This is a genomic window from Pseudomonas viridiflava (genome assembly GCF_001642795.1).
In the GTDB taxonomy this organism is placed as follows: Bacteria; Pseudomonadota; Gammaproteobacteria; order Pseudomonadales; family Pseudomonadaceae; genus Aquipseudomonas; species Aquipseudomonas viridiflava.
The window spans coordinates 22306-43483 of sequence record NZ_LKEH01000046.1 but is presented as its reverse complement, the minus strand read 5'-3'; the positions used below and the strand labels follow the sequence as shown (position 1 = coordinate 43483).

At 56.6% G+C, this 21178-nt stretch carries 29 protein-coding genes and 2 pseudogenes; 3 read left to right on the top strand and 28 right to left on the bottom strand.

Going from position 1 to position 21178, the window contains the following annotated elements; genetic code table 11:
* Positions 1-4 precede the first annotated feature (4 nt).
* Both AO065_RS22925 and AO065_RS22920 read left to right on the top strand, forming a co-directional pair.
* A complete protein-coding gene (locus tag AO065_RS22925; RefSeq protein ID WP_004883712.1) occupies positions 5-766 on the top strand; it encodes a glycerophosphodiester phosphodiesterase family protein in 762 nt (253 codons plus the stop codon).
* Positions 763-1518 (top strand): inositol monophosphatase family protein, encoded by a 756-nt coding sequence (locus AO065_RS22920; RefSeq protein WP_004883709.1) that lies wholly within the window; start codon positions 763-765, stop codon positions 1516-1518. The genes AO065_RS22925 and AO065_RS22920 overlap by 4 nt, the downstream gene beginning before the upstream one ends.
* Positions 1519-1565: 47 nt before the next feature.
* On the opposite strand, the pseudogene AO065_RS22915 reads toward AO065_RS22920, so the two are convergent.
* The 3 genes and pseudogenes from AO065_RS22915 to AO065_RS22905 all read right to left on the bottom strand — a co-directional run bounded on the left by AO065_RS22915 (position 1566) and on the right by AO065_RS22905 (position 4864).
* Positions 1566-2665 (bottom strand): annotated as a pseudogene (locus tag AO065_RS22915) (alkene reductase).
* Positions 2666-2905: 240 nt separating this feature from the next.
* Positions 2906-3460, bottom strand: a complete 555-nt coding sequence (locus AO065_RS22910) for a single-stranded DNA-binding protein (RefSeq protein ID WP_004883704.1) — start codon at positions 3458-3460, stop codon at positions 2906-2908.
* Between the two features lie 9 nt (positions 3461-3469).
* Positions 3470-4864, bottom strand: coding sequence for an MFS transporter (locus AO065_RS22905; RefSeq protein WP_004883702.1), 1395 nt, complete (start codon positions 4862-4864; stop codon positions 3470-3472).
* A gap of 188 nt (positions 4865-5052) precedes the next feature.
* Between AO065_RS22905 and uvrA the strand changes: the two genes are divergently transcribed.
* Positions 5053-7887, top strand: coding sequence for an excinuclease ABC subunit UvrA (gene uvrA, locus AO065_RS22900; RefSeq protein ID WP_004883700.1), 2835 nt, complete (start codon positions 5053-5055; stop codon positions 7885-7887).
* Between the two features lie 130 nt (positions 7888-8017).
* On the opposite strand, the gene bfr is transcribed toward uvrA, so the two are convergent.
* The 25 genes and pseudogenes from bfr to rpsS form a co-directional block, all read right to left on the bottom strand.
* Positions 8018-8482, bottom strand: a complete 465-nt coding sequence (gene bfr / locus AO065_RS22895) for a bacterioferritin (protein ID WP_004883697.1) — start codon at positions 8480-8482, stop codon at positions 8018-8020.
* A 155-nt stretch (positions 8483-8637) separates the two neighbouring features.
* Positions 8638-10083 (bottom strand): catalase, encoded by a 1446-nt coding sequence (locus AO065_RS22890; RefSeq protein WP_004883695.1) that lies wholly within the window; start codon positions 10081-10083, stop codon positions 8638-8640.
* A gap of 169 nt (positions 10084-10252) precedes the next feature.
* On the bottom strand, positions 10253-10639 hold the full coding sequence (gene rplQ / locus AO065_RS22885) for a 50S ribosomal protein L17 (RefSeq protein WP_003317096.1): 387 nt from the start codon (positions 10637-10639) through the stop codon (positions 10253-10255).
* 41 nt (positions 10640-10680) lie between these two features.
* On the bottom strand, positions 10681-11682 hold the full coding sequence (locus tag AO065_RS22880) for a DNA-directed RNA polymerase subunit alpha (RefSeq protein WP_003176403.1): 1002 nt from the start codon (positions 11680-11682) through the stop codon (positions 10681-10683).
* 22 nt (positions 11683-11704) lie between these two features.
* Entirely contained in the window at positions 11705-12325 is a 621-nt protein-coding gene (gene rpsD, locus AO065_RS22875) for a 30S ribosomal protein S4 (protein WP_002555465.1), read from the bottom strand.
* An 18-nt stretch (positions 12326-12343) separates the two neighbouring features.
* Complete coding sequence (rpsK, locus tag AO065_RS22870; protein ID WP_002555466.1) at positions 12344-12733, bottom strand: 30S ribosomal protein S11; 390 nt, start codon at positions 12731-12733, stop codon at positions 12344-12346.
* 30 nt (positions 12734-12763) lie between these two features.
* A complete protein-coding gene (rpsM, locus tag AO065_RS22865) occupies positions 12764-13120 on the bottom strand; it encodes a 30S ribosomal protein S13 (protein ID WP_004883692.1) in 357 nt (118 codons plus the stop codon).
* Between the two features lie 130 nt (positions 13121-13250).
* The gene (gene rpmJ, locus AO065_RS26815; protein WP_002555468.1) at positions 13251-13367 is read right to left on the bottom strand and encodes a 50S ribosomal protein L36; all 117 of its coding nucleotides are present in this window, start codon (positions 13365-13367) and stop codon (positions 13251-13253) included.
* A 28-nt stretch (positions 13368-13395) separates the two neighbouring features.
* Positions 13396-14730 carry a preprotein translocase subunit SecY gene (secY, locus tag AO065_RS22860; RefSeq protein ID WP_004883689.1) on the bottom strand — a complete coding sequence of 445 codons (1335 nt, stop codon included), beginning with the start codon at positions 14728-14730 and terminating at the stop codon, positions 13396-13398.
* Entirely contained in the window at positions 14731-15165 is a 435-nt protein-coding gene (gene rplO / locus AO065_RS22855) for a 50S ribosomal protein L15 (RefSeq protein WP_004883688.1), read from the bottom strand.
* 3 nt (positions 15166-15168) lie between these two features.
* Positions 15169-15345 carry a 50S ribosomal protein L30 gene (gene rpmD, locus AO065_RS22850; protein ID WP_003444363.1) on the bottom strand — a complete coding sequence of 59 codons (177 nt, stop codon included), beginning with the start codon at positions 15343-15345 and terminating at the stop codon, positions 15169-15171.
* A 2-nt stretch (positions 15346-15347) separates the two neighbouring features.
* Positions 15348-15848, bottom strand: coding sequence for a 30S ribosomal protein S5 (gene rpsE, locus AO065_RS22845; RefSeq protein ID WP_004883686.1), 501 nt, complete (start codon positions 15846-15848; stop codon positions 15348-15350).
* A 3-nt stretch (positions 15849-15851) separates the two neighbouring features.
* Positions 15852-16202: a 50S ribosomal protein L18 gene (gene rplR / locus AO065_RS22840; protein WP_002555473.1), complete on the bottom strand. Its 351-nt coding sequence runs from the start codon at positions 16200-16202 to the stop codon at positions 15852-15854.
* A gap of 10 nt (positions 16203-16212) precedes the next feature.
* Positions 16213-16746, bottom strand: coding sequence for a 50S ribosomal protein L6 (gene rplF / locus AO065_RS22835; RefSeq protein ID WP_004883684.1), 534 nt, complete (start codon positions 16744-16746; stop codon positions 16213-16215).
* Positions 16747-16758: 12 nt separating this feature from the next.
* A complete protein-coding gene (rpsH, locus tag AO065_RS22830) occupies positions 16759-17151 on the bottom strand; it encodes a 30S ribosomal protein S8 (protein WP_004883681.1) in 393 nt (130 codons plus the stop codon).
* Between the two features lie 213 nt (positions 17152-17364).
* Complete coding sequence (gene rpsN / locus AO065_RS22825; protein WP_004883679.1) at positions 17365-17670, bottom strand: 30S ribosomal protein S14; 306 nt, start codon at positions 17668-17670, stop codon at positions 17365-17367.
* Positions 17671-17683: 13 nt separating this feature from the next.
* Positions 17684-18223: a 50S ribosomal protein L5 gene (gene rplE / locus AO065_RS22820; RefSeq protein WP_004883677.1), complete on the bottom strand. Its 540-nt coding sequence runs from the start codon at positions 18221-18223 to the stop codon at positions 17684-17686.
* Between the two features lie 20 nt (positions 18224-18243).
* On the bottom strand, positions 18244-18558 hold the full coding sequence (gene rplX, locus AO065_RS22815) for a 50S ribosomal protein L24 (RefSeq protein WP_004883674.1): 315 nt from the start codon (positions 18556-18558) through the stop codon (positions 18244-18246).
* Between the two features lie 11 nt (positions 18559-18569).
* The gene (gene rplN / locus AO065_RS22810) at positions 18570-18938 is read right to left on the bottom strand and encodes a 50S ribosomal protein L14 (protein ID WP_002555479.1); all 369 of its coding nucleotides are present in this window, start codon (positions 18936-18938) and stop codon (positions 18570-18572) included.
* A 23-nt stretch (positions 18939-18961) separates the two neighbouring features.
* A complete protein-coding gene (gene rpsQ / locus AO065_RS22805; protein ID WP_002555480.1) occupies positions 18962-19228 on the bottom strand; it encodes a 30S ribosomal protein S17 in 267 nt (88 codons plus the stop codon).
* A 2-nt stretch (positions 19229-19230) separates the two neighbouring features.
* Positions 19231-19423, bottom strand: a pseudogene (gene rpmC, locus AO065_RS22800) (50S ribosomal protein L29).
* The gene (rplP, locus tag AO065_RS22795) at positions 19423-19836 is read right to left on the bottom strand and encodes a 50S ribosomal protein L16 (protein WP_002555482.1); all 414 of its coding nucleotides are present in this window, start codon (positions 19834-19836) and stop codon (positions 19423-19425) included. Before rplP ends, rpmC begins: the two are co-directional and overlap by 1 nt.
* A 12-nt stretch (positions 19837-19848) precedes the next feature.
* Positions 19849-20535, bottom strand: coding sequence for a 30S ribosomal protein S3 (gene rpsC / locus AO065_RS22790; protein WP_003176422.1), 687 nt, complete (start codon positions 20533-20535; stop codon positions 19849-19851).
* A gap of 13 nt (positions 20536-20548) precedes the next feature.
* The gene (gene rplV, locus AO065_RS22785; protein WP_002555485.1) at positions 20549-20881 is read right to left on the bottom strand and encodes a 50S ribosomal protein L22; all 333 of its coding nucleotides are present in this window, start codon (positions 20879-20881) and stop codon (positions 20549-20551) included.
* Positions 20882-20894: 13 nt separating this feature from the next.
* The gene (gene rpsS / locus AO065_RS22780; protein ID WP_004883670.1) at positions 20895-21170 is read right to left on the bottom strand and encodes a 30S ribosomal protein S19; all 276 of its coding nucleotides are present in this window, start codon (positions 21168-21170) and stop codon (positions 20895-20897) included.
* Positions 21171-21178 lie beyond the last annotated feature (8 nt).

Sequence of the window (21178 nt, the reverse complement as noted above, 5' to 3'; positions counted from 1 at the left end):
TGACATGTCCAACCGTGCTCCGCTCGTTCGCTCATCGCTGATTGCCCATCGCGGCGCTAAAGCCTATGTACCGGAAAATACCCTGCTCGCACTGGAGACGGCCGCGCAGCATGGCGCCAAATGGGTTGAAATCGACGTCAAACTGACCCGCGACGGTCGGCCCATCGTCATCCACGACGACCTGCTGGACCGCACCACCAACGGAAAAGGCGCGGTCGTGCTGCATACCTTCGAGGACATCCGAAAACTGGACGCCGGGGGCTGGTTCTCGCCCACCTTCGCAGGCCTGCAGGTGCCGACCTTCGAGGAAGTGGTGGCCTGTGCGTTACGCCTGAACCTCGGCTTGCAGGTCGAGCTCAAGCCCACCATCGGCGACGACGTGGAAACCGCCGAAGTCGTCATCCCGATCCTCAGGCGAATGTGGCCGGTAACGCTGGAGGGCCTGTTTGTCTCGAGCTTTTCAGTGCGTTCGCTCGTCCGCGCCCGTCAGTTGTGGCCGGAAGTGCCGCTGGCGATGGCCTCTCTGGTCGCTCCCGCCAATCCGGCTGCTTTGCTGGCCGAATATGGCTGCCGGATTCTGCACGTGCTGGACGACATGCTCGACGACCACCACCTCGAACGCCTTCGTCACAGTGGCGTCGAGTTCGCCGTCGCCACCATCAATAATCCCTACAGAGCGCGTTACCTGCTGGCACGCGGCGCACAATCGATTCTCAGTGACTACCCTGACTTGCTCGACAAGCCCGACGAAGAGGATCTGCAATGAATGATCGATTGAGCATTGCCCTGCGCTGCGTCGAACAGGCGAGCGCGCTGGCTCTTGAGCACTTCAACAATCGCCACACCCTGGACATCGCCACCAAAAGCCCTCAGGACCTGGTGTCCGAGGCGGACCTTGAGGTCGAGCATCTGATCCGGGCCAGGCTTAACGAGTACTTTCCGGATGAACCGGTACTGGGCGAGGAACTGGGCGGCGAAGTCATTATCGATGGCTGGACACTGGACCCCATCGACGGCACCGGCAACTTCCTGCGCGGCTCGCCTTTGTGGGGCATCTCCCTCGCCTACCTTGCAGCGGGGCAACCCGTGATCGGTGTCATTGCCTACCCGGCACTGGACTACACCTTGTCGGCCAAGTCCGGCAGCGGCGTCTGGCTGAACGGCGACCCCTTCGTCCGCCCGGAACCGCCACAGAATCTGCGCATCGTGGGCATTGGCTCCAGCAATAACTGGCCTGCAGAGTCATTGGGACAACTGGAGCTGAATCTGCGCCGCAGCGGCTGGGGATTGGCAGGCTACCGCTGCGCCACCATTGGCCTGGGCTTCGCGGCACTCGGTCAGATCGATGGCTACCTCGAACGATTCACCAATCTATGGGACATCGCCGCAGGTGCCGTCATTTGCCGGGAAGCGGGTTTGCTGTGCAGGATCGAGGGCAAACAGATACCGGCCGCCATGAGCGTTGCCGTGGGGAGCGAAGAATTGATGGCAATCTTTGCTGGATCTCGCAGCGACTGAACCGGCAGGAAAACGCATCCGTCATGGCGACGGATGCGTGACAGGCATCAGGCCGTGGCTTGGGCCAGCGTCGGGTAATCGGTGTAACCCTCTGCCCCGCCACCATAGATCGTGGCCGGATTCATCGGCGTCAGCGGCGCGCCCGTCTTCAGACGTTCGGTCAGATCCGGATTGCTGATGAAGGGACGACCGAACGCCACCAGATCAACATGGCCATCCACCAGTTGCGAAGTGGCCAGATCAAGGTCATAGCCGTTGTTGGCCAGATAGGTCTGATGGAAGCGTTTGCGCAATTGCCCGTAATCGAACGGCGCCGCATCACGCGGCCCACCGGTCGCACCTTCGACAACATGCAGGTAAACAACGCCCAACACATCGAGCTCTTCAACGATGTAGTTGTACTGCGGCTGAGGATCGCTGCTGCTGATCGCGCCAGCCGGCGATGCAGGCGAAATACGCACACCGGTGCGCTCGGCACCGATCTCGGCAACCACCGCAGCGGTGACTTCCAGCAACAGACGCGCACGATTCTCGACAGAGCCGCCGTAAGCGTCAGTCCGCGTATTCGCTCCGTCCTTGATGAACTGCTCCAGCAGATAACCGTTCGCGCCATGCACTTCCACACCATCAAAGCCGGCTGCCATGGCATTCGCCGCCGCCTGACGGAAATCATTCACGATACCCGGCAACTCGCTCAACTCCAGCGCACGCGGCTCGGAAACATCATGAAAACCGTTGTTCACGAACGTCTTGGTCTCCGCCCGAATCGCCGAAGGCGCAACCGGCGCAGCGCCACCCGGCTGCAAATCCACATGAGAAATACGCCCCACGTGCCACAGCTGCACAAAAATACGCCCGCCCCTGGCATGCACCTCGTCCGTCACCTTGCGCCAGCCATCGATCTGCGCCTGGGTGCCTGGGTATAGATACCCGGCGTGTCCTGATAACCCTGCGCCTGCGGCGAAACCTGAGTAGCCTCGGTGATCAGCAAACCGGCAGAAGCACGCTGACCGTAATAGGTTGCAGCCAGCTCACTCGGCACCAGTCCTGCGCCCGCACGGTTGCGGGTCAAAGGGGCCATGACAATACGGTTGGCGAGGACGAGATTGCCTAGGCGGTACGTGTCGAAAAGGGTTTTTTCAGTCATTTCAGGGCCTGTGATCTGGAGAGTTTTGGTCATCTGGATGAGCCTTGGGCGCGTATGAGAGGAAGCGCTTGAGGACATCTTTGGATAGAAAACAGGATTATGATGATAACCAAAATCTAAACCGTCAAGCCTTTTGATGCTAATCAACATCTATAACGGAATGGAGATATGCAGGCATAAAAAAAGCGAAGCCCGGTGAGTGGCTTCGCTTTGGGTGGTGCGGTTCTGAAGGCGTTGCGATCAGAACGGAATATCGTCATCAAAACTATCGAAATCAGCAGCCGGCTGCGGTGCTTGCTGCTGTGGCGCAGGGCGGGACTCGCGTTGCTGTGGAGGCTGCTGGTTGTAGTTCTGCTGCGGCGGAGCCGACTGCTGCGGGCGCGACTGCTGTGGACGAGGGGCGGACTGGTTGTAGTTGCCGCCACCCTGGCCTTGTTGTGCGTCGCCCTGTGGACGGCCGCCCAGCAATTGCATGGTGCCTTGCATGTCGACAACGATTTCAGTCGTGTAACGCTTGATACCGTCTTTTTCCCACTCGCGGGTCTGCAGCTTGCCCTCGATGTAGACCTGCGAACCCTTGCGCAGGTATTCGCCAGCGATTTCGGCAACCTTGCCGAACATCGAAACACGGTGCCACTCGGTCTTCTCGACCTTCTGACCGGTCTGCTTGTCAGTCCACTGTTCGCTGGTTGCCAGACTCAGGTTGGTCACGGCGTTACCGTTAGGCAAGTAGCGAACTTCGGGATCCTGGCCGCATGTACCGACCAATATGACTTTGTTAACCCCACGGGCCATAACGTTCTCCTAGGCTTCGCACGCTTCTGATGCTGGGTTGATCAGCTTTTCGAGAGAGGCACGATCCAATAATTTTGTATCCAGTTTGATATAGATGGCTGCCTCCTCGGCAACCACCACTGCATCCGTTACGCCGGTTACGGACTTTAAACGCTCTGCCAGGCCTGCATCACGCTGCGCCTCTGGCGACAACGGCAGACGTAGGCTGGTCACGTAAGGCGGTTCACGCATGGTCATTGCAAACGCAAGCCAGACGGCGGCCATCGCTGCACCACCAAGGAACACCACATCGAGCCCACCGTGCTGGAACAACCAGCCGCCCAGTATCCCACCTGCGGCCGATCCAAGAAACTGGCTGGTGGAATAAACCCCCATTGCCGTCCCTTTTCCGCCAGCCGGTGACACTTTGCTGATCAGCGACGGCAAAGACGCCTCCAGCAGGTTGAACGCGGTGAAGAATACCACTGTCCCTATGACCAGTGTCCGCAACGTGTTACCAAATGCCCAGAAGTAAAGTTCGGACACCATCAGCACGGTCACGGCGCCGAGCAGAACCCGCTTCATCTGGCGCTTCTTCTCACCGTATATGATGAACGGGATCATCGCAAAGAACGAAATCAGCAGTGCGGTCAGGTAGACCCACCAGTGCTGTTCCTTGGGCAGACCGGCTTTTTCGACCAGCGCCAGCGGCAGTGCGACGAAGCTGGACATGAGCATGGCGTGCAATACGAAGATGCCCAAATCCAGACGCAGCAGGTCCGGGTGACGCAACGTCTGCCCGAGCGCCTGTTTGGCGACACCGGACTCACGATGCAACAGCGGGCCGTTCGCCTTGGGCACGATGAACGCGATGATCAGGATTCCCAGCAGTGCCATGCCGCCAGTGGCCAGAAACAGCCCCGACAACCCGAACACGCCGGTGATGACCGGACCGACGACCATTGCGACAGCGAACGACAGACCGATGGTCATGCCGATCATGGCCATGGCCTTGGTGCGGTGCTGCTCGCGGGTCAGGTCGGAAAGCAGCGCCATGACCGCAGCGGAAATAGCACCGGCACCCTGCAGGATACGGCCGGCGATGATGCCCCAGATTGAATCCGCATTCGCCGCGACAACGCTGCCGATGGCGAAGATGATCAGACCCAGGTAGATGACCGGACGCCGACCGATGCGGTCGGAAATGATCCCGAACGGGATCTGCAGCACAGCCTGGGTCAGGCCGTATGCGCCGATGGCCAGGCCGATCAGCGCGGGGCTGGCGCCCGCCAGGTCCATGCCGTAAGTGGCCAGGACCGGAAGCACCATGAACATACCGAGCATGCGGAACGCAAAGACCAGCGCAAGACCGCCTGCGGCACGTGTCTCGCCGCTGCTCATTCGTTCGCTGTGGAGATCGTGCATGGAGAAACCTCGTGTGAACCGGCGGCGATTCTACCAGTCCCATCGATTGACGGGGTATATCGCGACGCTTTGCCGCGTTTACATGACAGAGTATTCATCTCTGCCTGTAAAGCCGGCGGATAGTGTGTATCCATCCAGTATTTATCCGTATACTCCCATGTTTTCGACGCCCGCCGTGCGAGGCCATTTTGGACAAGATCCTGATTCGTGGGGCTCGAACCCACAACCTGAAAAATATTGACCTGACCCTTCCACGCGACAAGCTGATCGTTATCACCGGATTGTCCGGCTCTGGCAAATCATCATTGGCTTTCGACACGCTCTACGCCGAAGGGCAGCGGCGTTATGTCGAGTCGCTGTCAGCCTATGCCCGGCAGTTCCTGTCGATGATGGAAAAGCCGGACGTCGATACCATCGAAGGCCTGTCGCCTGCGATTTCCATCGAACAGAAGTCGACGTCCCACAACCCGCGCTCGACCGTGGGCACCATCACCGAGATCTACGACTACCTGCGCCTGCTGTATGCGCGAGTCGGCCAGCCTCGCTGCCCGGACCATGACATTCCGCTGGAAGCCCAGACCGTCAGCCAGATGGTCGACCTGGTGCTGGCCCAACCTGAGGGCAGCAAGCTGATGTTGCTGGCGCCGGTCATTCGCGAGCGCAAGGGCGAACACCTGTCAGTCTTCGAAGAGCTGCGTGCCCAGGGCTTCGTGCGGGCTCGGGTCAACGGCAAGTTGTGCGAGCTGGACGAACTGCCGAAGCTCGATAAGCAGAAGAAGCACTCCATCGATGTGGTCGTGGACCGCTTCAAGGTGCGTGCGGACCTGCAGCAGCGTCTGGCCGAGTCTTTCGAAACAGCATTGAAGCTGGCCGACGGCATTGCGCTGGTTGCGCCGATGGACGATGAACCGGGCGAAGAGACGATCTTCTCCGCACGCTTCGCCTGCCCGATCTGTGGCCATGCGATCAGCGAGTTGGAGCCCAAGCTGTTCTCGTTCAACAACCCGGCTGGCGCGTGCCCGACCTGCGACGGTCTGGGCGTGAAGCAGTTCTTCGACATCAAGCGACTGGTCAATGCCGAATTGACGTTGGCCGAAGGCGCGATACGCGGCTGGGACAGGCGAAACGTCTACTACTTCCAGATGCTCGGCTCGCTCTCCAAGCACTATGGTTTCAGCCTGGAAGTACCGTTCAAGGAATTGCCTGCCGATCAGCAGAAGATCCTCCTCAACGGCAGTGGCTCGCAGAACGTCGACTTCCGCTACCTGAACGACCGTGGCGACATCGTCAAACGCGCTCACCCGTTCGAAGGTATCGTGCCGAACCTGGAGCGTCGCTACCGGGAAACCGAATCGGCGACCGTTCGTGAAGAACTGGCCAAGTTCCTCGGCACCCAGCCCTGCCCTGACTGCCGCGGCACGCGTCTGCGCCGTGAAGCGCGTCATGTGTGGGTGGGCGAGAAAACACTGCCTGCCGTCACCAATCTGCCGATTGGCGACGCCACTCACTACTTCGACACCCTGAAGCTGACCGGTCGCCGTGGCGAAATTGCCGACAAGATTCTCAAGGAAATCCGCGAGCGCCTGCAGTTTCTGGTGAACGTGGGCCTTGATTACCTGACCCTGGATCGCAGCGCGGACACCCTGTCAGGTGGCGAGGCGCAGCGTATTCGTCTGGCCAGCCAGATCGGTGCCGGTCTGGTCGGGGTGATGTACATCCTCGACGAGCCGTCCATTGGCCTGCACCAGCGTGACAACGACCGCCTGCTCGGCACGCTCAAGCACCTACGGGACATTGGCAACACGGTGATCGTGGTCGAGCATGACGAGGATGCGATTCGTCTGGCCGACTACGTGGTGGACATTGGCCCTGGGGCTGGTGTGCATGGCGGACATATTGTCGCCGAAGGCACGCCTGATGAGGTCATGTCGCATCCCGACTCTCTGACCGGCAAGTACCTGTCGGGCCGCGTCAAGATTGAAGTTCCGGCCAAGCGCACGCCTCGCAACAAGAAGCTTTCGCTGACACTGAAAGGCGCCCGTGGCAACAACCTGCAGAACGTGAACCTCGAGATCCCGATTGGTCTGCTGACCTGCGTCACGGGTGTTTCGGGGTCGGGCAAATCGACGCTGATCAACAACACGCTGTTCCCGCTCAGCGCGACTGCACTGAATGGCGCGACCACGCTTGAAGCCGCCACACATGACAGCATCAACGGCCTGCAGCATCTGGACAAGGTCGTGGACATCGACCAGAGCCCGATCGGTCGTACGCCCCGCTCCAACCCGGCGACCTACACCGGACTGTTCACCCCCATACGTGAACTGTTCGCCGGTGTGCCGGAGTCGCGTTCACGTGGTTACGGTCCGGGCCGGTTCTCGTTCAACGTCAAGGGCGGGCGCTGCGAAGCCTGTCAGGGCGATGGCTTGATCAAGGTAGAAATGCACTTCCTGCCGGACATCTACGTGCCGTGCGATGTGTGCAAGAGCAAGCGCTACAACCGCGAGACGCTGGAGATCAAGTACAAGGGCAAGAGCATCCACGAAGTGCTGGAAATGACCATCGAAGAAGCGCGTGAATTCTTCGATGCCGTTCCCGCCCTGGCGCGCAAGCTGCAGACCTTGATGGATGTGGGGCTTTCGTACATCAAGCTGGGTCAGTCGGCGACGACGTTGTCGGGTGGCGAGGCTCAACGCGTCAAGCTGTCGCGCGAGCTGTCCAAGCGTGATACCGGCAAGACGCTGTACATCCTCGACGAGCCGACCACAGGCCTGCACTTCGCGGATATCCAGCAACTGCTCGACGTCCTCCACCGCCTGCGCGATCACGGCAACACCGTGGTCGTGATCGAGCATAACCTGGACGTCATCAAGACGGCGGACTGGCTGGTCGATCTGGGTCCGGAAGGCGGTTCGCGTGGTGGACAGATCATCGCCACCGGCACGCCGGAACAGGTCGCAGAGATGAAGCAGTCCTATACCGGGCATTACCTCAAGCCGTTGCTGATACGCGACAAGGCTTGATGGTTTCCGACCTGCCGCGTCTGGCTTCGGCCGGATCCGGTCAGGTCCCTACCTGAAAGCTCGAATCAAAGACGAAAAAAGCTCCTGTCACGCAAGTGCAGGAGCTTTTTTCGTTACAGCCGATGTTGGATCAGAACTGAGATTGCAGGTAGTTCTGCAAGCCGATGGACTTGATCAGACCCATTTGCTGTTCCAGCCAATAGGTGTGGTCTTCCTCGGTATCCGCCAATTGCACGCGAAGGATGTCACGGCTGATGTAGTCCTTGTGCAGCTCGCAGAGCGCGATGCCCTTGCACAGCGCAGCACGGACCTTGTATTCGAGACGAAGATCGCTGGCAAGCATCTCAGGCACCGTGGTGCCGATGTCCAGATCGTCCGGACGCATGCGCGGCGTGCCTTCAAGCATCAGGATACGACGCATCAACGCATCGGCGTGTTGCGCCTCTTCTTCCATCTCATGATTGATGCGCTCGTAGAGCTTGGCGAAACCCCAGTCTTCGTACATACGCGAATGGATGAAATATTGGTCACGAGCCGCCAGTTCGCCAGTGAGCAATGTGTTCAGATAATCGATTACTTCTGGATGGCCTTGCATCGCACCAGATCTCCTGCTTCAAAGGCGATAGTTTGAACCAAGCGTCGCCGCAGGTCACTCGGAAAAACGCAATAATCCGATAAAAAGCGTCGAATTTACGCCATCCAGAAGCGAAAAACCGCCCAAATGAGGGCGGTTCTGTTTCTCACTTCGACTCAGCCCAGTTTCACACCCAGAGCGTCGGCGATGCCTTGACCATAAGCGGCGTCAGCTTTGTAGAAGTGCTGCAACTGACGCTGCACGACGTCGCTGGATACGCCACCCATTGCCCCGGCAATGTTATTGATCAACAGCGCTTTCTGATCGGTGCTCATCAGGTTGAACAACTTGCCCGCCTGACTGTAGTAATCACCGTCCACGCGGTGGTCGTGACGATCAGCGGTGCCGCTCAATGCAAGTGCTGGCTCGGCATAGCGCGGATCCTGCTTGGGCGCGTCCGAATAGCTGTTTGGCTCATAATTCGGTGCAGCACCACCATTGGTGCCAAATGCCATCGAGCCGTCACGCTGGTAGCTGTAAACCGGGTTCTTCGGCGCGTTGATCGGCAGTTGCTGATGGTTGGTGCCGACGCGATAGCGGTGAGCATCCGCGTAAGCGAACACACGACCTTGCAGCATACGGTCTGGCGACAGACCTACGCCCGGCACCATATTGCTCGGGCCAAACGCTGCCTGCTCGACTTCGGCGAAGTAGTTCAGCGGGTTGCGGTTCAACTCCATCTCACCGACTTCAATCAACGGGTACTCTTTCTGCGACCAGGTTTTGGTCACGTCGAACGGGTTCTCGTGATGGTTGTTGGCCTGGGCTTCGGTCATCAACTGAATGCAGACCTGCCACTTCGGAAAGTCACCCTTCTCGATAGCAGTGAACAGATCGCGCTGAGCGTAATCAGGATCGGTACCGGCAATGCGTGCAGCGTCCTCGGGCGTGAGGTTCTTGATGCCTTGCCTGCTCTTGTAGTGCCACTTCACCCAGTGACGCTCGCCATTGGCGCTGATCAGACTGTAGGTGTGGCTGCCAAAGCCGTGCATGTGGCGGTAGCCATCAGGAATACCGCGATCCGAAAACAGGATGGTGACCTGATGCAAGGCTTCTGGAGAGTGCGACCAGAAGTCCCACATCATCTGCGGACTTTTCAGGTTGGTCTGCGGCAGACGCTTCTGCGTATGGATGAAGTCAGGGAATTTCAGCGGATCACGGATGAAGAACACCGGTGTGTTATTGCCCACGATGTCCCAGTTACCTTCCTGGGTATAGAACTTTACGGCGAAGCCACGAGGATCGCGTTCAGTGTCAGCCGAGCCGCGCTCGCCACCGACCGTGGAGAAGCGAATGAAGATGGGGGTCTGCTTGCCTACGGTGTTGAACAGATCGGCGCTGGTGTACTGAGTGATGTCTTTGGTCACGGTGAAAGTTCCGTGAGCACCCGAGCCCTTGGCGTGTACGCGACGTTCTGGAATGTTCTCGCGGTTGAAGTGTGCGAGCTTCTCGATCAGATGGAAATCGTCCAGCAGCAAAGGACCCCGTGGGCCTGCCGAGCGGGAGTTCTGGTTGTCGGCGACTGGCGCACCACTGGCGGTCGTAAGCGTCTTCTGGGTCATGCAATGTCTTCCTCAGGCTCTATATAGCCGGCTAATCAGCTTGAGCGAGATTATTATTCGAAAGCATCACATGAGGAAATTTATTAATTGTTAAATGTTGATAGGATTACTTAATTTAAGGCAACAAAAAACCGAGCGCAGGGCCCGGTTTCTTGTTCAAACTGATGTCTTATTCAGCAGCTTCTACAGAGCCACCGATAGGACGATCAACCAACTCGACGTACGCCATAGGCGCGTTGTCGCCAGCGCGGAAACCGCACTTGAGGATGCGCAGGTAGCCGCCCTGACGGGTTGCGTAGCGCTTGCCCAGATCGTTGAACAGCTTGCCGACGATTTCTTTCGAACGAGTACGGTCGAAAGCCAGACGACGGTTAGCAACGCTGTCTTCCTTGGCCAAGGTGATCAGCGGCTCGGCAACGCGGCGCAGTTCCTTGGCTTTCGGCAGGGTAGTCTTGATCAGCTCGTGCTCGAACAGCGACACCGCCATGTTTTGAAACATGGCTTTGCGGTGAGAGCTGGTACGGCTCAGGTGACGTCCACTTTTACGATGACGCATGGTTCATTCCTTACCAAACTCGCGTTCGGTGATTACGACGATCAGGCCGTAGCCTTGTCGTCCTTCTTAAGACTTGCCGGCGGCCAGTTGTCGAGGCGCATGCCGAGGGACAGACCACGGGAGGCCAGAACGTCTTTGATCTCAGTCAAAGACTTCTTCCCAAGGTTCGGAGTTTTCAACAGTTCTACTTCGGTGCGCTGAATCAGGTCACCAATGTAGTAAATGTTCTCCGCCTTAAGGCAGTTAGCCGAACGTACAGTCAGTTCCAAATCGTCAACCGGACGGAGCAGGATCGGATCGATCTCGTCTTCCTGTTCGATTACCACTGGTTCGCTGTCGCCCTTGAGGTCGACGAACGCAGCCAACTGCTGTTGCAGAATGGTTGCAGCGCGGCGAATGGCCTCTTCAGGATCCAGCGTACCATTGGTTTCCAGATCAATAACCAGCTTGTCCAGGTTGGTACGCTGTTCGACACGGGCGTTTTCCACCACGTATGCGATACGGCGAACCGGGCTGAACGAAGAGTCAAGCTGCAAGCGACCAATGCTGCGGCTTTCGTCTTCATCGCTTTGACGCGAGTCTGCCGGCTCATAACCACGACCACGAGCTACGGTGAGCTTCATGTTCAAGGCGCCGTTAGACGCCAGGTTAGCGATTACGTGATCGGGGTTAACGATCTCGACATCATGATCCAGCTGAATATCGGCAGCGGTAACCACCCCCGAACCCTTCTTCGACAAGGTCAGCGTAACTTCGTCTCGACCGTGCAGCTTGATAGCCAGACCTTTAAGGTTCAACAGGATTTCAATGACGTCTTCCTGTACACCTTCGATGGCGCTGTACTCATGGAGCACACCGTCAATCTCGGCCTCGACTACTGCACAGCCGGGCATGGAGGACAACAAAATGCGGCGAAGCGCGTTGCCCAGGGTATGGCCGAAACCACGCTCGAGAGGCTCGAGAGTGATCTTGGCGCGGGTTGGACTGACAACCTGCACATCAATATGGCGGGGTGTCAGGAACTCATTTACCGAAATCTGCATGGATGCACCTATTTTCTAGCCCTTACTTGGAGTAGAGCTCGACAATCAGGCTTTCGTTGATGTCGGCGGATAGATCACTGCGAGCTGGTACGTTCTTGAAAACGCCCGATTTCTTCTCAGTGTCTACTTCTACCCATTCTACGCGGCCACGTTGGGCACACAGATCGAGAGCCTGGACAATACGCAGTTGGTTCTTAGCCTTTTCGCGGATAGCAACAACGTCGCCAGCACGAACCTGATAAGAAGGAACGTTAACGGTTTTGCCGTTGACGCTAACAGACTTGTGCGAAACCAATTGACGGGATTCGGCACGAGTCGAGCCGAAGCCCATGCGGTATACAACGTTGTCCAGACGGCATTCGAGCAGCTGCAGCAGGTTCTCACCTGTTGCGCCTTTCTTGCCGGCGGCTTCTTTGTAGTAGCCGCTGAACTGACGCTCGAGAACGCCGTAGATACGACGGACTTTTTGCTTTTCACGCAGCTGAGTACCGTAATCGGACTGGCGACCGCGGCGCTGGCCGTGGATGCCTGGAGCTGCTTCGATGTTGCACTTGGATTCGATAGCGCGAACGCCGCTCTTCAGAAAGAGATCGGTGCCTTCACGACGAGCAAGTTTGCATTTTGGACCAATGTAACGAGCCATTTCTTACAGTCTCCTGGATTACACGCGGCGCTTCTTCGGCGGACGGCACCCGTTGTGCGGGATTGGCGTCACGTCGGTGATGCTGGCGATCTTATAGCCACAGCCGTTCAATGCACGGACAGCGGATTCACGACCTGGGCCTGGACCCTTGACATTGACGTCGAGGTTCTTCAGACCGTATTCCAGCGCAGCTTGACCAGCACGTTCAGCAGCTACCTGAGCAGCGAACGGCGTGGACTTGCGGGAACCACGGAAACCCGAACCGCCGGAGGTAGCCCACGAAAGAGCGTTACCTTGACGATCGGTAATGGTGACGATTGTGTTGTTAAACGACGCGTGGATGTGGGCGATGCCATCAACCACTGTCTTTTTAACTTTTTTACGAGGACGAGCAGCAGGTTTTGCCATGACTAAATTCCTGTCGTTGCGCTGGAGCGATTACTTGCGGATCGGCTTACGCGGACCTTTGCGAGTACGCGCGTTGGTCTTGGTACGCTGACCGCGTACTGGCAGACCACGACGATGACGCAGACCGCGGTAGCAGCCCAGGTCCATCAAGCGCTTGATTTTCATGTTGATTTCGCGACGCAGGTCACCTTCAGTGGTGAACTTCGCCACTTCGCCACGCAGCTGTTCAATCTGCTCGTCGCTCAGATCTTTGATCTTCGCCGCCGGGTTAACCCCGGTGGTTGCACAAATTTTCTGTGCAGTGGTGCGACCAACACCATAGATGTAGGTCAGCGAGATAACAGTATGCTTGTTATCTGGAATGTTAACGCCTGCAATACGGGCCATTCAGTGGGACTCCAATTGACAGCTACCTACGCCCCGGAAGCCAAGAAATAGGGCGCGAGATAATATCGCTGTAGTAACAAATAATCAACCCAGCAGCGCACTAGCTGCTGGGCTTAAGCACAAATCACAATCAGCCTTGGCGCTGCTTATGACGTGGTTCCGCGCTGCAAATTACTCGAACAACACCTTCGCGGCGAATAATCTTGCAGTTACGGCACAGCTTTTTCACCGATGCACGAACTTTCATCACCAACTCCTCGAACCTTAGGGGTGCTTCAGCGCAGCATACCGCCGCTGCCACCGTAGCCCTTCAGGTTGGCTTTCTTCATCAGGGATTCATACTGGTGCGAAACGAGGTGAGATTGCACTTGGGACATGAAGTCCATCACAACCACGACCACGATCAGCAACGAGGTCCCGCCAAGGTAGAACGGTACGTTTGCCGCAACCACCAGAAACTGGGGAAGCAGACACACGGCCGTCATATAAAGAGCACCGAACATGGTCAAACGAGTCAGAACGCCATCAATGTAGCGCGCCGACTGCTCGCCTGGACGAATACCCGGAATAAAGGCACCGGACTTCTTCAGGTTTTCCGCTACGTCTTTCGGATTGAACATCAACGCCGTATAGAAGAAGCAGAAGAAAATAATCCCTGCACTAAACAGCAGAATATTCAACGGCTGACCAGGAGCGATCGACTGCGAGATGTCCTGCAACCAGCCCAGACCTTCGGACTGACCAAACCAGGAACCCAGCGAAGCCGGGAACAGCAAAATGCTGCTCGCAAAAATGGCCGGAATCACACCAGCCATGTTCACTTTCAGCGGCAAGTGGCTTGTCTGTGCAGCGAAGACCTTGCGGCCCTGCTGACGCTTGGCGTAGTGAACAGCAATACGACGCTGACCACGCTCAATGAAGACCACGAAACCGATGATCGCTACTGCCAGCAAACCGATTGCGACCAGAGCGAAGATATTGATATCACCCTGACGTGCAGACTCGAAAGACTGCCCTATCGCTCTCGGAAGACCGGCGACGATACCTGCGAAAATCAACATCGAGATACCGTTGCCGACACCGCGTTCGGTAATCTGCTCGCCCAGCCACATCATGAACATCGCACCTGCCACGAAGGTGGTTACGGCCACAAAATGGAAACCCAGGTCCCCAGAAAACGCTACGCCCTGACTGGCCAGGCCGACAGACATGCCGACAGCTTGAACCAGAGCCAGGACTACGGTGCCATAGCGGGTGTACTGGCTAATCTTGCGACGGCCAGCTTCACCTTCCTTCTTCAACTGCTCCAGTTGCGGGCTGACGGCGGTCATCAACTGCATGATGATCGATGCCGAAATGTACGGCATGATCCCCAGTGCAAAGATGCTCATCCGTTCCAGCGCGCCACCGGAAAACATGTTGAACAAGCTAAGAATGGTCCCCTCATTCTGTCGAAACAGTTCTGCGAGTCGGTCCGGGTTGATACCTGGAACCGGGATGTGTGCGCCTATTCGGTAGACGATAATCGCCAGGAACAGAAAACGCAGACGAGCCCAGAGTTCAGACATACCGCCTTTGCCGAGCGCAGAGAGAGCACCTTGCTTAGCCATTTATTCCTCGAACTTGCCGCCAGCTGCTTCGATAGCCGCACGCGCACCTTTGGTGGCGGCGATACCTTTGATGGTGACAGCGCGAGTAACTTCGCCCGACAGCATGATTTTCACACGCTGTACGTTCTGGTTAATCACATTGGCATCCTTCAGGGTCTGCACAGTTACGATGTCGCCTTCCACTTTGGCCAGCTCGGACAGACGCACTTCTGCGCGGTCCATGGCTTTCAGGGAAACGAAACCGAATTTTGGCAGGCGACGATGCAGCGGCTGTTGGCCGCCCTCAAAGCCCGGAGCAATGGTGCCACCGGAGCGGGAGGTCTGACCTTTGTGGCCGCGGCCACCAGTCTTACCCAAACCGCTACCGATACCACGGCCCGGACGATGCTTTTCGCGACGGGAACCCGGCGCTGGACTCAGATCATTGAGTTTCATCGATTAACCCTCGACTCGCAGCATGTAGTAAGCCTTGTTGATCATCCCGCGATTTTCGGGAGTATCCAGGACTTCTACAGTGTGACCGATGCGACGCAGACCCAAACCCTTAATGCACAATTTGTGATTAGGGATGCGACCGGTCATGCTTTTGATCAGCGTTACTTTTACGGTAGCCATGATCAGATGATCTCCTCAACACGCTTGCCACGCTTGGCAGCGATGGACTCAGGAGACTGCATGCCCTTCAGACCCTTGAAAGTGGCGTGAACCACGTTTACAGGGTTAGTCGAGCCGTAGCACTTGGCCAACACGTTGTGAACACCAGCAACCTCCAGCACTGCGCGCATAGCGCCGCCAGCGATGATACCGGTACCCTCGGAAGCAGGCTGCATGTACACCTTCGAAGCGCCATGGGCGGACTTCATTGCGTACTGCAGTGTGGTGCCGTTCAGATCCACCTGGATCATGTTGCGGCGAGCAGCTTCCATCGCTTTCTGGATTGCAGCAGGCACTTCACGTGACTTGCCACGGCCGAAGCCAACACGCCCTTTACCATCACCCACTACGGTCAACGCAGTGAAAGTGAAGATACGGCCGCCTTTTACGGTTTTGGCCACGCGGTTAACTTGAACCAGCTTCTCGATGTAGCCTTCGTCGCGTTTTTGGTCGTTATTTGCCATAACTTAGAACTCCAGCCCGCCTTCACGAGCAGCATCAGCCAGCGCTTTGACACGGCCGTGGTACTTGAAGCCAGAACGGTCGAAAGCCACTTGCGATACGCCCGCGGCTTTTGCACGCTCGGCGACCAGCTTGCCAACCTTAGTGGCCGCGTCGATGTTGCCAGTGGCACCATCACGCAGTTCTTTGTCCAAAGTCGAGGCACTTGCCAGGACTTTGCTGCCGTCGGCCGAAATGACCTGGGCATAAATGTGCTGCGAAGAGCGGTGCACGCAGAGACGCACGACTTCCAGCTCGTGCATTTTCAGGCGTGCTTTGCGAGCGCGACGCAGTCGGGTAACTTTTTTGACGGTCATTTGCTATGCCCTACTTCTTCTTGGCTTCTTTACGGCGGACGACTTCGTCCGCGTAACGCACACCTTTGCCTTTGTAAGGCTCAGGACGGCGGAAGTCGCGGATCTCAGCGGCCACTTGACCAACCAACTGCTTATCGATACCGCGAATCAGGATATCGGTCTGGCTGGGGGTCTCAGCGGTGATGCCATTCGGCAATTCGTAATCCACCGGGTGCGAGAAGCCAAGTGCCAGGTTCAGGACCGTGCCTTTTGCTTGCGCTTTGTAACCAACACCGACCAGCTGGAGCTTGCGCTCGAAGCCTTGGCTTACGCCCTGGACCATGTTGTTAACCAGTGCACGAGTTGTGCCGGCCATTGCGCGGGTTTGTTGATCGCCATTGCGAGCAGCGAAACGCAGCTCACCAGCTTCTTCAACAATCTCAACAGACGAATGGACGTTCAGTTCTAGAGTGCCCTTGGCACCCTTCACCGAAAGCTGCTGGCCGACGAGTTTGACTTCGACGCCGGATGGCAACTTAACGGGGTTCTTAGCTACGCGTGACATGCTTATCCCCCCTTAGAACACAGTGCAAAGCACTTCGCCACCGACACCGGCAGCGCGCGCAGCACGATCCGTCATCACACCTTTGTTGGTGGAGACGATAGACACACCGAGACCGCCACGAACTTTTGGCAGATCGTCGGAGGACTTGTACTGACGCAAGCCTGGGCGGCTGACGCGCTTAACTTCTTCAATGACCGGACGGCCTTCGAAGTACTTAAGCTCGATGGACAGCGATGGTTTAACTTCGCTGCTGATCTGATAACCCGCAATGTAGCCTTCGTCCTTCAGGACTTTTGCTACAGCAACCTTCAACGTGGAAGATGGCATGCTTACGACGGGCTTTTCAGCCATCTGGGCATTACGGATACGAGTTAGCATGTCCGCTAACGGGTCCTGCATACTCATGGGCTAGACGCTCCTAAAACAAAATAATTAGCCTTACGGCTACAGCTTATCGCCGAGATTTTCCGGGCAAGTGAAAACACGGGCTCAGGCGAGCCGGCAATTCTAGTCCTACCCCAGAAATGAATCAAGCCCCAAAAGGGGCTTGATTCAAATTCAGGCTTCATTCCAACCGACAACCTGCGCCGTCGATCGGATTGAAGCGAGAGTTGCGCCTTACCAGCTGGCTTTAACCAGACCTGGTACGTCGCCACGCATGGCAGCTTCACGCAGCTTGTTACGGCCAAGGCCGAACTTGCGGTAAACGCCGTGTGGACGACCGGTGATGCGGCAACGGTTACGCATGCGCGAAGCGCTTGCGTCACGTGGTTGCTTCTGCAGAGCTACGGTAGCTTCCCAACGCGCTTCTGGACTTGCGTTCAGATCAACGATGATTGCCTTCAGCTCGGCACGCTTCTTGGCGTACTTGGCAACAGTGAGCTGACGCTTCAGCTCACGGTTTTTCATGCTCTTCTTGGCCATTTTCCTACTCCAATCAGTTGCGGAACGGGAATTTGAAAGCACGCAGCAATGCGCGGCCTTCATCATCGTTCTTGGCAGTGGTGGTCAGGGTGATGTCCAGACCGCGGAGAGCATCGATCTTGTCGTAGTCGATTTCCGGGAAAATGATCTGCTCTTTCACGCCCATGCTGTAGTTACCACGACCATCGAAGGACTTGGCATTCAGGCCGCGGAAGTCGCGAACCCGAGGCAGGGAGATCGACAGCAGACGATCCAGGAATTCATACATACGATCGCGGCGCAGAGTCACTTTGACGCCGATCGGCCATCCTTCACGGACTTTAAAGCCAGCGATGGATTTCCGAGCGTAAGTCACAACGACTTTTTGACCGGTGATCTTTTCCAGGTCAGCAACAGCGTGCTCGATGACTTTCTTGTCGCCGATCGCTTCGCCCAGACCCATGTTCAGGGTGATTTTGGTAACGCGCGGAACTTCCATCACGTTCGCGAGCTTAAGTTCTTCCTTAAGCTTCGGAGCGATTTCCTTCCGGTAAATCTCTTTTAGTCGTGCCATGGTCTTCTACCTAGCAGTGTTCAAGCATCAACCGCTTTTTGGGTCGACTTGAAGACACGAATTTTCTTGCCGTCTTCAACTTTGAAACCAACGCGGTCAGCCTTGTTGGTTGCGCCGTTGAAAATGGCGACGTTGGAAGCGTGCAGTGGCGCTTCTTTCTCGACGATACCGCCCTGTACGCCCGACATCGGGTTAGGCTTGGTATGACGCTTCACCAGGTTGATCCCACCAACGACCAGACGGTCGTCAGCGAGAACCTTGAGCACCTTACCGCGCTTACCTTTGTCTTTGCCGGCGATCACGATGACCTCGTCGTCACGACGAATCTTTTGCATGTCGGATCTCCTTACAGAACTTCTGGGGCGAGCGAGACGATCTTCATGAACTTCTCAGTACGAAGTTCACGCGTCACTGGCCCAAAGATACGGGTACCGATCGGCTCCTGCTTGTTGTTCAACAGAACAGCAGCATTGCCATCGAAGCGGATGATGGAGCCGTCTGCACGACGAACGCCATGGCGAGTGCGGACTACAACAGCAGTCATCACTTGGCCTTTCTTCACCTTGCCGCGCGGAATTGCTTCCTTCACGGTTACTTTGATGATGTCACCGATACCAGCGTAACGACGATGGGAGCCACCCAGCACCTTGATGCACATAACGCGGCGTGCGCCGCTGTTATCGGCCACATCGAGCATGGATTGAGTCTGAATCATATAATTTCTCCGACCCTTAGCCCTTAGACTTCCACAGCGCGTTCGAGGATATCAACCAATGCCCAAGACTTGGTCTTGGCTACCGGACGAGTTTCACGAATCGTGACCTTGTCGCCGATATGGCACTGGTTGGTTTCGTCGTGCGCGTGCAGCTTAGTCGAACGCTTAACGTATTTACCGTAGATTGGGTGCTTTACGCGACGCTCAATCAGAACGGTGATGGTCTTGTCCATCTTGTCGCTGACGACACGGCCAGTCAGCGTACGGACGGTTTTTTCGGCTTCAGCCATGATTACTTACCTGCCTGCTGGTTGAGNCACAGTCTTCACGCGAGCGATGTCACGCTTAACTTGCGAGAGCAGGTGAGACTGCCCCAACTGGCCAGTTGCTTTCTGCATACGCAGATTGAACTGGTCGCGCAGCAGGCCGAGCAGTTGCTCGTTCAGCTGCTGTGCTGATTTTTCACGAAGTTCATTCGCTTTCATCACATCACCGTCCGCTTAACAAAGGAGGTGGCGAGTGGCAGCTTTGCAGCAGCCAGGGCGAAAGCCTCACGCGCCAGCTCTTCAGTAACACCCTCGATTTCATACAGGACTTTGCCTGGCTGAATCTGGGCAACCCAGTACTCGACGTTACCCTTACCTTTACCCATCCGAACTTCGAGTGGCTTCTTGGTGACAGGCTTGTCCGGGAATACACGGATCCAGATCTTGCCGCCACGTTTTACGTGACGGGTCAGAGCACGACGCGCTGACTCGATCTGACGAGCGGTGAGACGACCACGAGCAACAGACTTCAGCGCGAACTCGCCGAAGCTGACTTTGCTACCGCGCAGTGCCAGACCACGGTTGTGGCCGGTCATCTGCTTGCGGAACTTCGTACGCTTTGGTTGCAACATTTGGCGTACCCCTTACTTAGCAGCTTTTTTACGAGGCGCTGGTGCTTGTGGTTTCAGTTCTTCTTGGCGACCACCAATTACTTCGCCTTTGAAGATCCAAACCTTTACACCGATCACACCATAAGTGGTGTGAGCTTCGTAGTTGGCATAGTCGATGTCGGCACGCAGGGTGTGCAATGGCACACGCCCTTCGCGATACCATTCAGTACGTGCGATTTCAGCACCGCCGAGACGACCGCTCACTTGGATTTTGATGCCTTTGGCACCAATGCGCATTGCGTTCTGTACAGCGCGCTTCATAGCGCGACGGAACATTACACGACGCTCCAGCTGCTGAGCTACGCTCTGCGCAACCAACATACCGTCCAGCTCCGGCTTGCGGATCTCTTCGATATTGATGTGCACAGGCACACCCATTTGCTTGGTCAGGTCCTGACGCAGTTTCTCAACATCTTCACCTTTCTTGCCGATCACGATGCCGGGACGAGCGGTGTGGATGGTGATACGTGCAGTCTGAGCCGGACGATGGATATCGATACGGCTTACGGACGCGCTTTTTAGTTTGTCTTGGAGATACTCTCGCACCTTCAGATCAGCGAACAAATAGTCCGCATAAGTCCGACCGTCGGCGTACCAGACGGAGGTGTGCTCCTTGACGATTCCCAGGCGAATGCCAATGGGATGTACTTTCTGACCCATCTCTTCGACTCCGTTACTTGTCAGCAACCTTGACAGTGATATGGCAAGACCGCTTGACGATGCGATCAGCACGGCCTTTGGCACGTGGCATGATTCGCTTCAGCGAACGCCCTTCGTTGACGAAAACGGTGGAGACCTTAAGGTCATCAACGTCTGCGCCTTCGTTATGCTCGGCGTTGGCTACAGCCGACTCCAGCACTTTCTTCAGGATCTCGGCGGCTTTCTTACTGCTGAAAGCCAACAGGTTGAGCGCTTCGCCCACCTTCTTCCCGCGGATCTGGTCGGCGACCAAGCGGGCTTTCTGGGCGGAGATTCGAGCGCCCGACAACTTAGCGGCTACTTCCATCGTTCCTTACCCCTTAACGCTTGGCTTTCTTGTCTGCCACGTGCCCACGATATGTGCGGGTACCGGCAAACTCGCCCAGTTTATGGCCGACCATGTCTTCGCTCACGAGAACGGGAACATGTTGACGACCGTTATGCACTGCAATGGTCAAACCGACCATTTGTGGCAGGATCATCGAACGACGCGACCAGGTTTTAACTGGTTTGCGATCGTTCTTTTCCGCCGCCACTTCGATCTTCTTCAGTAGGTGAAGATCAATAAAAGGACCTTTTTTCAGAGAACGTGGCACTGTCGTAT

What these genes read in the sequence shown, in the direction of transcription:
- rpsN (WP_004883679.1), bottom strand. Translation starts at nt 17,670, where the DNA reads ATGGCCAAGAAGAGCATGAAAAACCGTGAGCTGAAGCGTCAGCTCACT.
- rplO (WP_004883688.1), bottom strand. Translation starts at nt 15,165, where the DNA reads ATGAAACTCAATGATCTGAGTCCAGCGCCGGGTTCCCGTCGCGAAAAG.
- rpsM (WP_004883692.1), bottom strand. Translation starts at nt 13,120, where the DNA reads ATGGCCCGTATTGCAGGCGTTAACATTCCAGATAACAAGCATACTGTT.
- rplR (WP_002555473.1), bottom strand. Translation starts at nt 16,202, where the DNA reads ATGACCGTCAAAAAAGTTACCCGACTGCGTCGCGCTCGCAAAGCACGC.
- AO065_RS22890 (WP_004883695.1), bottom strand. Translation starts at nt 10,083, where the DNA reads ATGACCCAGAAGACGCTTACGACCGCCAGTGGTGCGCCAGTCGCCGAC.
- rpsC (WP_003176422.1), bottom strand. Translation starts at nt 20,535, where the DNA reads ATGGGTCAGAAAGTACATCCCATTGGCATTCGCCTGGGAATCGTCAAG.
- rplP (WP_002555482.1), bottom strand. Translation starts at nt 19,836, where the DNA reads ATGTTGCAACCAAAGCGTACGAAGTTCCGCAAGCAGATGACCGGCCAC.
- rpmJ (WP_002555468.1), bottom strand. Translation starts at nt 13,367, where the DNA reads ATGAAAGTTCGTGCATCGGTGAAAAAGCTGTGCCGTAACTGCAAGATT.
- AO065_RS22880 (WP_003176403.1), bottom strand. Translation starts at nt 11,682, where the DNA reads ATGCAGATTTCGGTAAATGAGTTCCTGACACCCCGCCATATTGATGTG.
- rplN (WP_002555479.1), bottom strand. Translation starts at nt 18,938, where the DNA reads ATGATTCAGACTCAATCCATGCTCGATGTGGCCGATAACAGCGGCGCA.
- rpsK (WP_002555466.1), bottom strand. Translation starts at nt 12,733, where the DNA reads ATGGCAAAACCTGCTGCTCGTCCTCGTAAAAAAGTTAAAAAGACAGTG.
- rplV (WP_002555485.1), bottom strand. Translation starts at nt 20,881, where the DNA reads ATGGAAGTAGCCGCTAAGTTGTCGGGCGCTCGAATCTCCGCCCAGAAA.
- AO065_RS22910 (WP_004883704.1), bottom strand. Translation starts at nt 3,460, where the DNA reads ATGGCCCGTGGGGTTAACAAAGTCATATTGGTCGGTACATGCGGCCAG.
- rpsQ (WP_002555480.1), bottom strand. Translation starts at nt 19,228, where the DNA reads ATGGCTGAAGCCGAAAAAACCGTCCGTACGCTGACTGGCCGTGTCGTC.
- AO065_RS22905 (WP_004883702.1), bottom strand. Translation starts at nt 4,864, where the DNA reads ATGCACGATCTCCACAGCGAACGAATGAGCAGCGGCGAGACACGTGCC.
- bfr (WP_004883697.1), bottom strand. Translation starts at nt 8,482, where the DNA reads ATGCAAGGCCATCCAGAAGTAATCGATTATCTGAACACATTGCTCACT.
- AO065_RS22925 (WP_004883712.1), top strand. Translation starts at nt 5, where the DNA reads ATGTCCAACCGTGCTCCGCTCGTTCGCTCATCGCTGATTGCCCATCGC.
- rpsE (WP_004883686.1), bottom strand. Translation starts at nt 15,848, where the DNA reads ATGGCAAATAACGACCAAAAACGCGACGAAGGCTACATCGAGAAGCTG.
- rplX (WP_004883674.1), bottom strand. Translation starts at nt 18,558, where the DNA reads ATGCAAAAGATTCGTCGTGACGACGAGGTCATCGTGATCGCCGGCAAA.
- rplE (WP_004883677.1), bottom strand. Translation starts at nt 18,223, where the DNA reads ATGGCACGACTAAAAGAGATTTACCGGAAGGAAATCGCTCCGAAGCTT.
- rplF (WP_004883684.1), bottom strand. Translation starts at nt 16,746, where the DNA reads ATGTCACGCGTAGCTAAGAACCCCGTTAAGTTGCCATCCGGCGTCGAA.
- rplQ (WP_003317096.1), bottom strand. Translation starts at nt 10,639, where the DNA reads ATGCGTCATCGTAAAAGTGGACGTCACCTGAGCCGTACCAGCTCTCAC.
- rpsD (WP_002555465.1), bottom strand. Translation starts at nt 12,325, where the DNA reads ATGGCTCGTTACATTGGTCCAAAATGCAAACTTGCTCGTCGTGAAGGC.
- AO065_RS22920 (WP_004883709.1), top strand. Translation starts at nt 763, where the DNA reads ATGAATGATCGATTGAGCATTGCCCTGCGCTGCGTCGAACAGGCGAGC.
- rpsH (WP_004883681.1), bottom strand. Translation starts at nt 17,151, where the DNA reads ATGAGTATGCAGGACCCGTTAGCGGACATGCTAACTCGTATCCGTAAT.
- secY (WP_004883689.1), bottom strand. Translation starts at nt 14,730, where the DNA reads ATGGCTAAGCAAGGTGCTCTCTCTGCGCTCGGCAAAGGCGGTATGTCT.
- rpmD (WP_003444363.1), bottom strand. Translation starts at nt 15,345, where the DNA reads ATGGCTACCGTAAAAGTAACGCTGATCAAAAGCATGACCGGTCGCATC.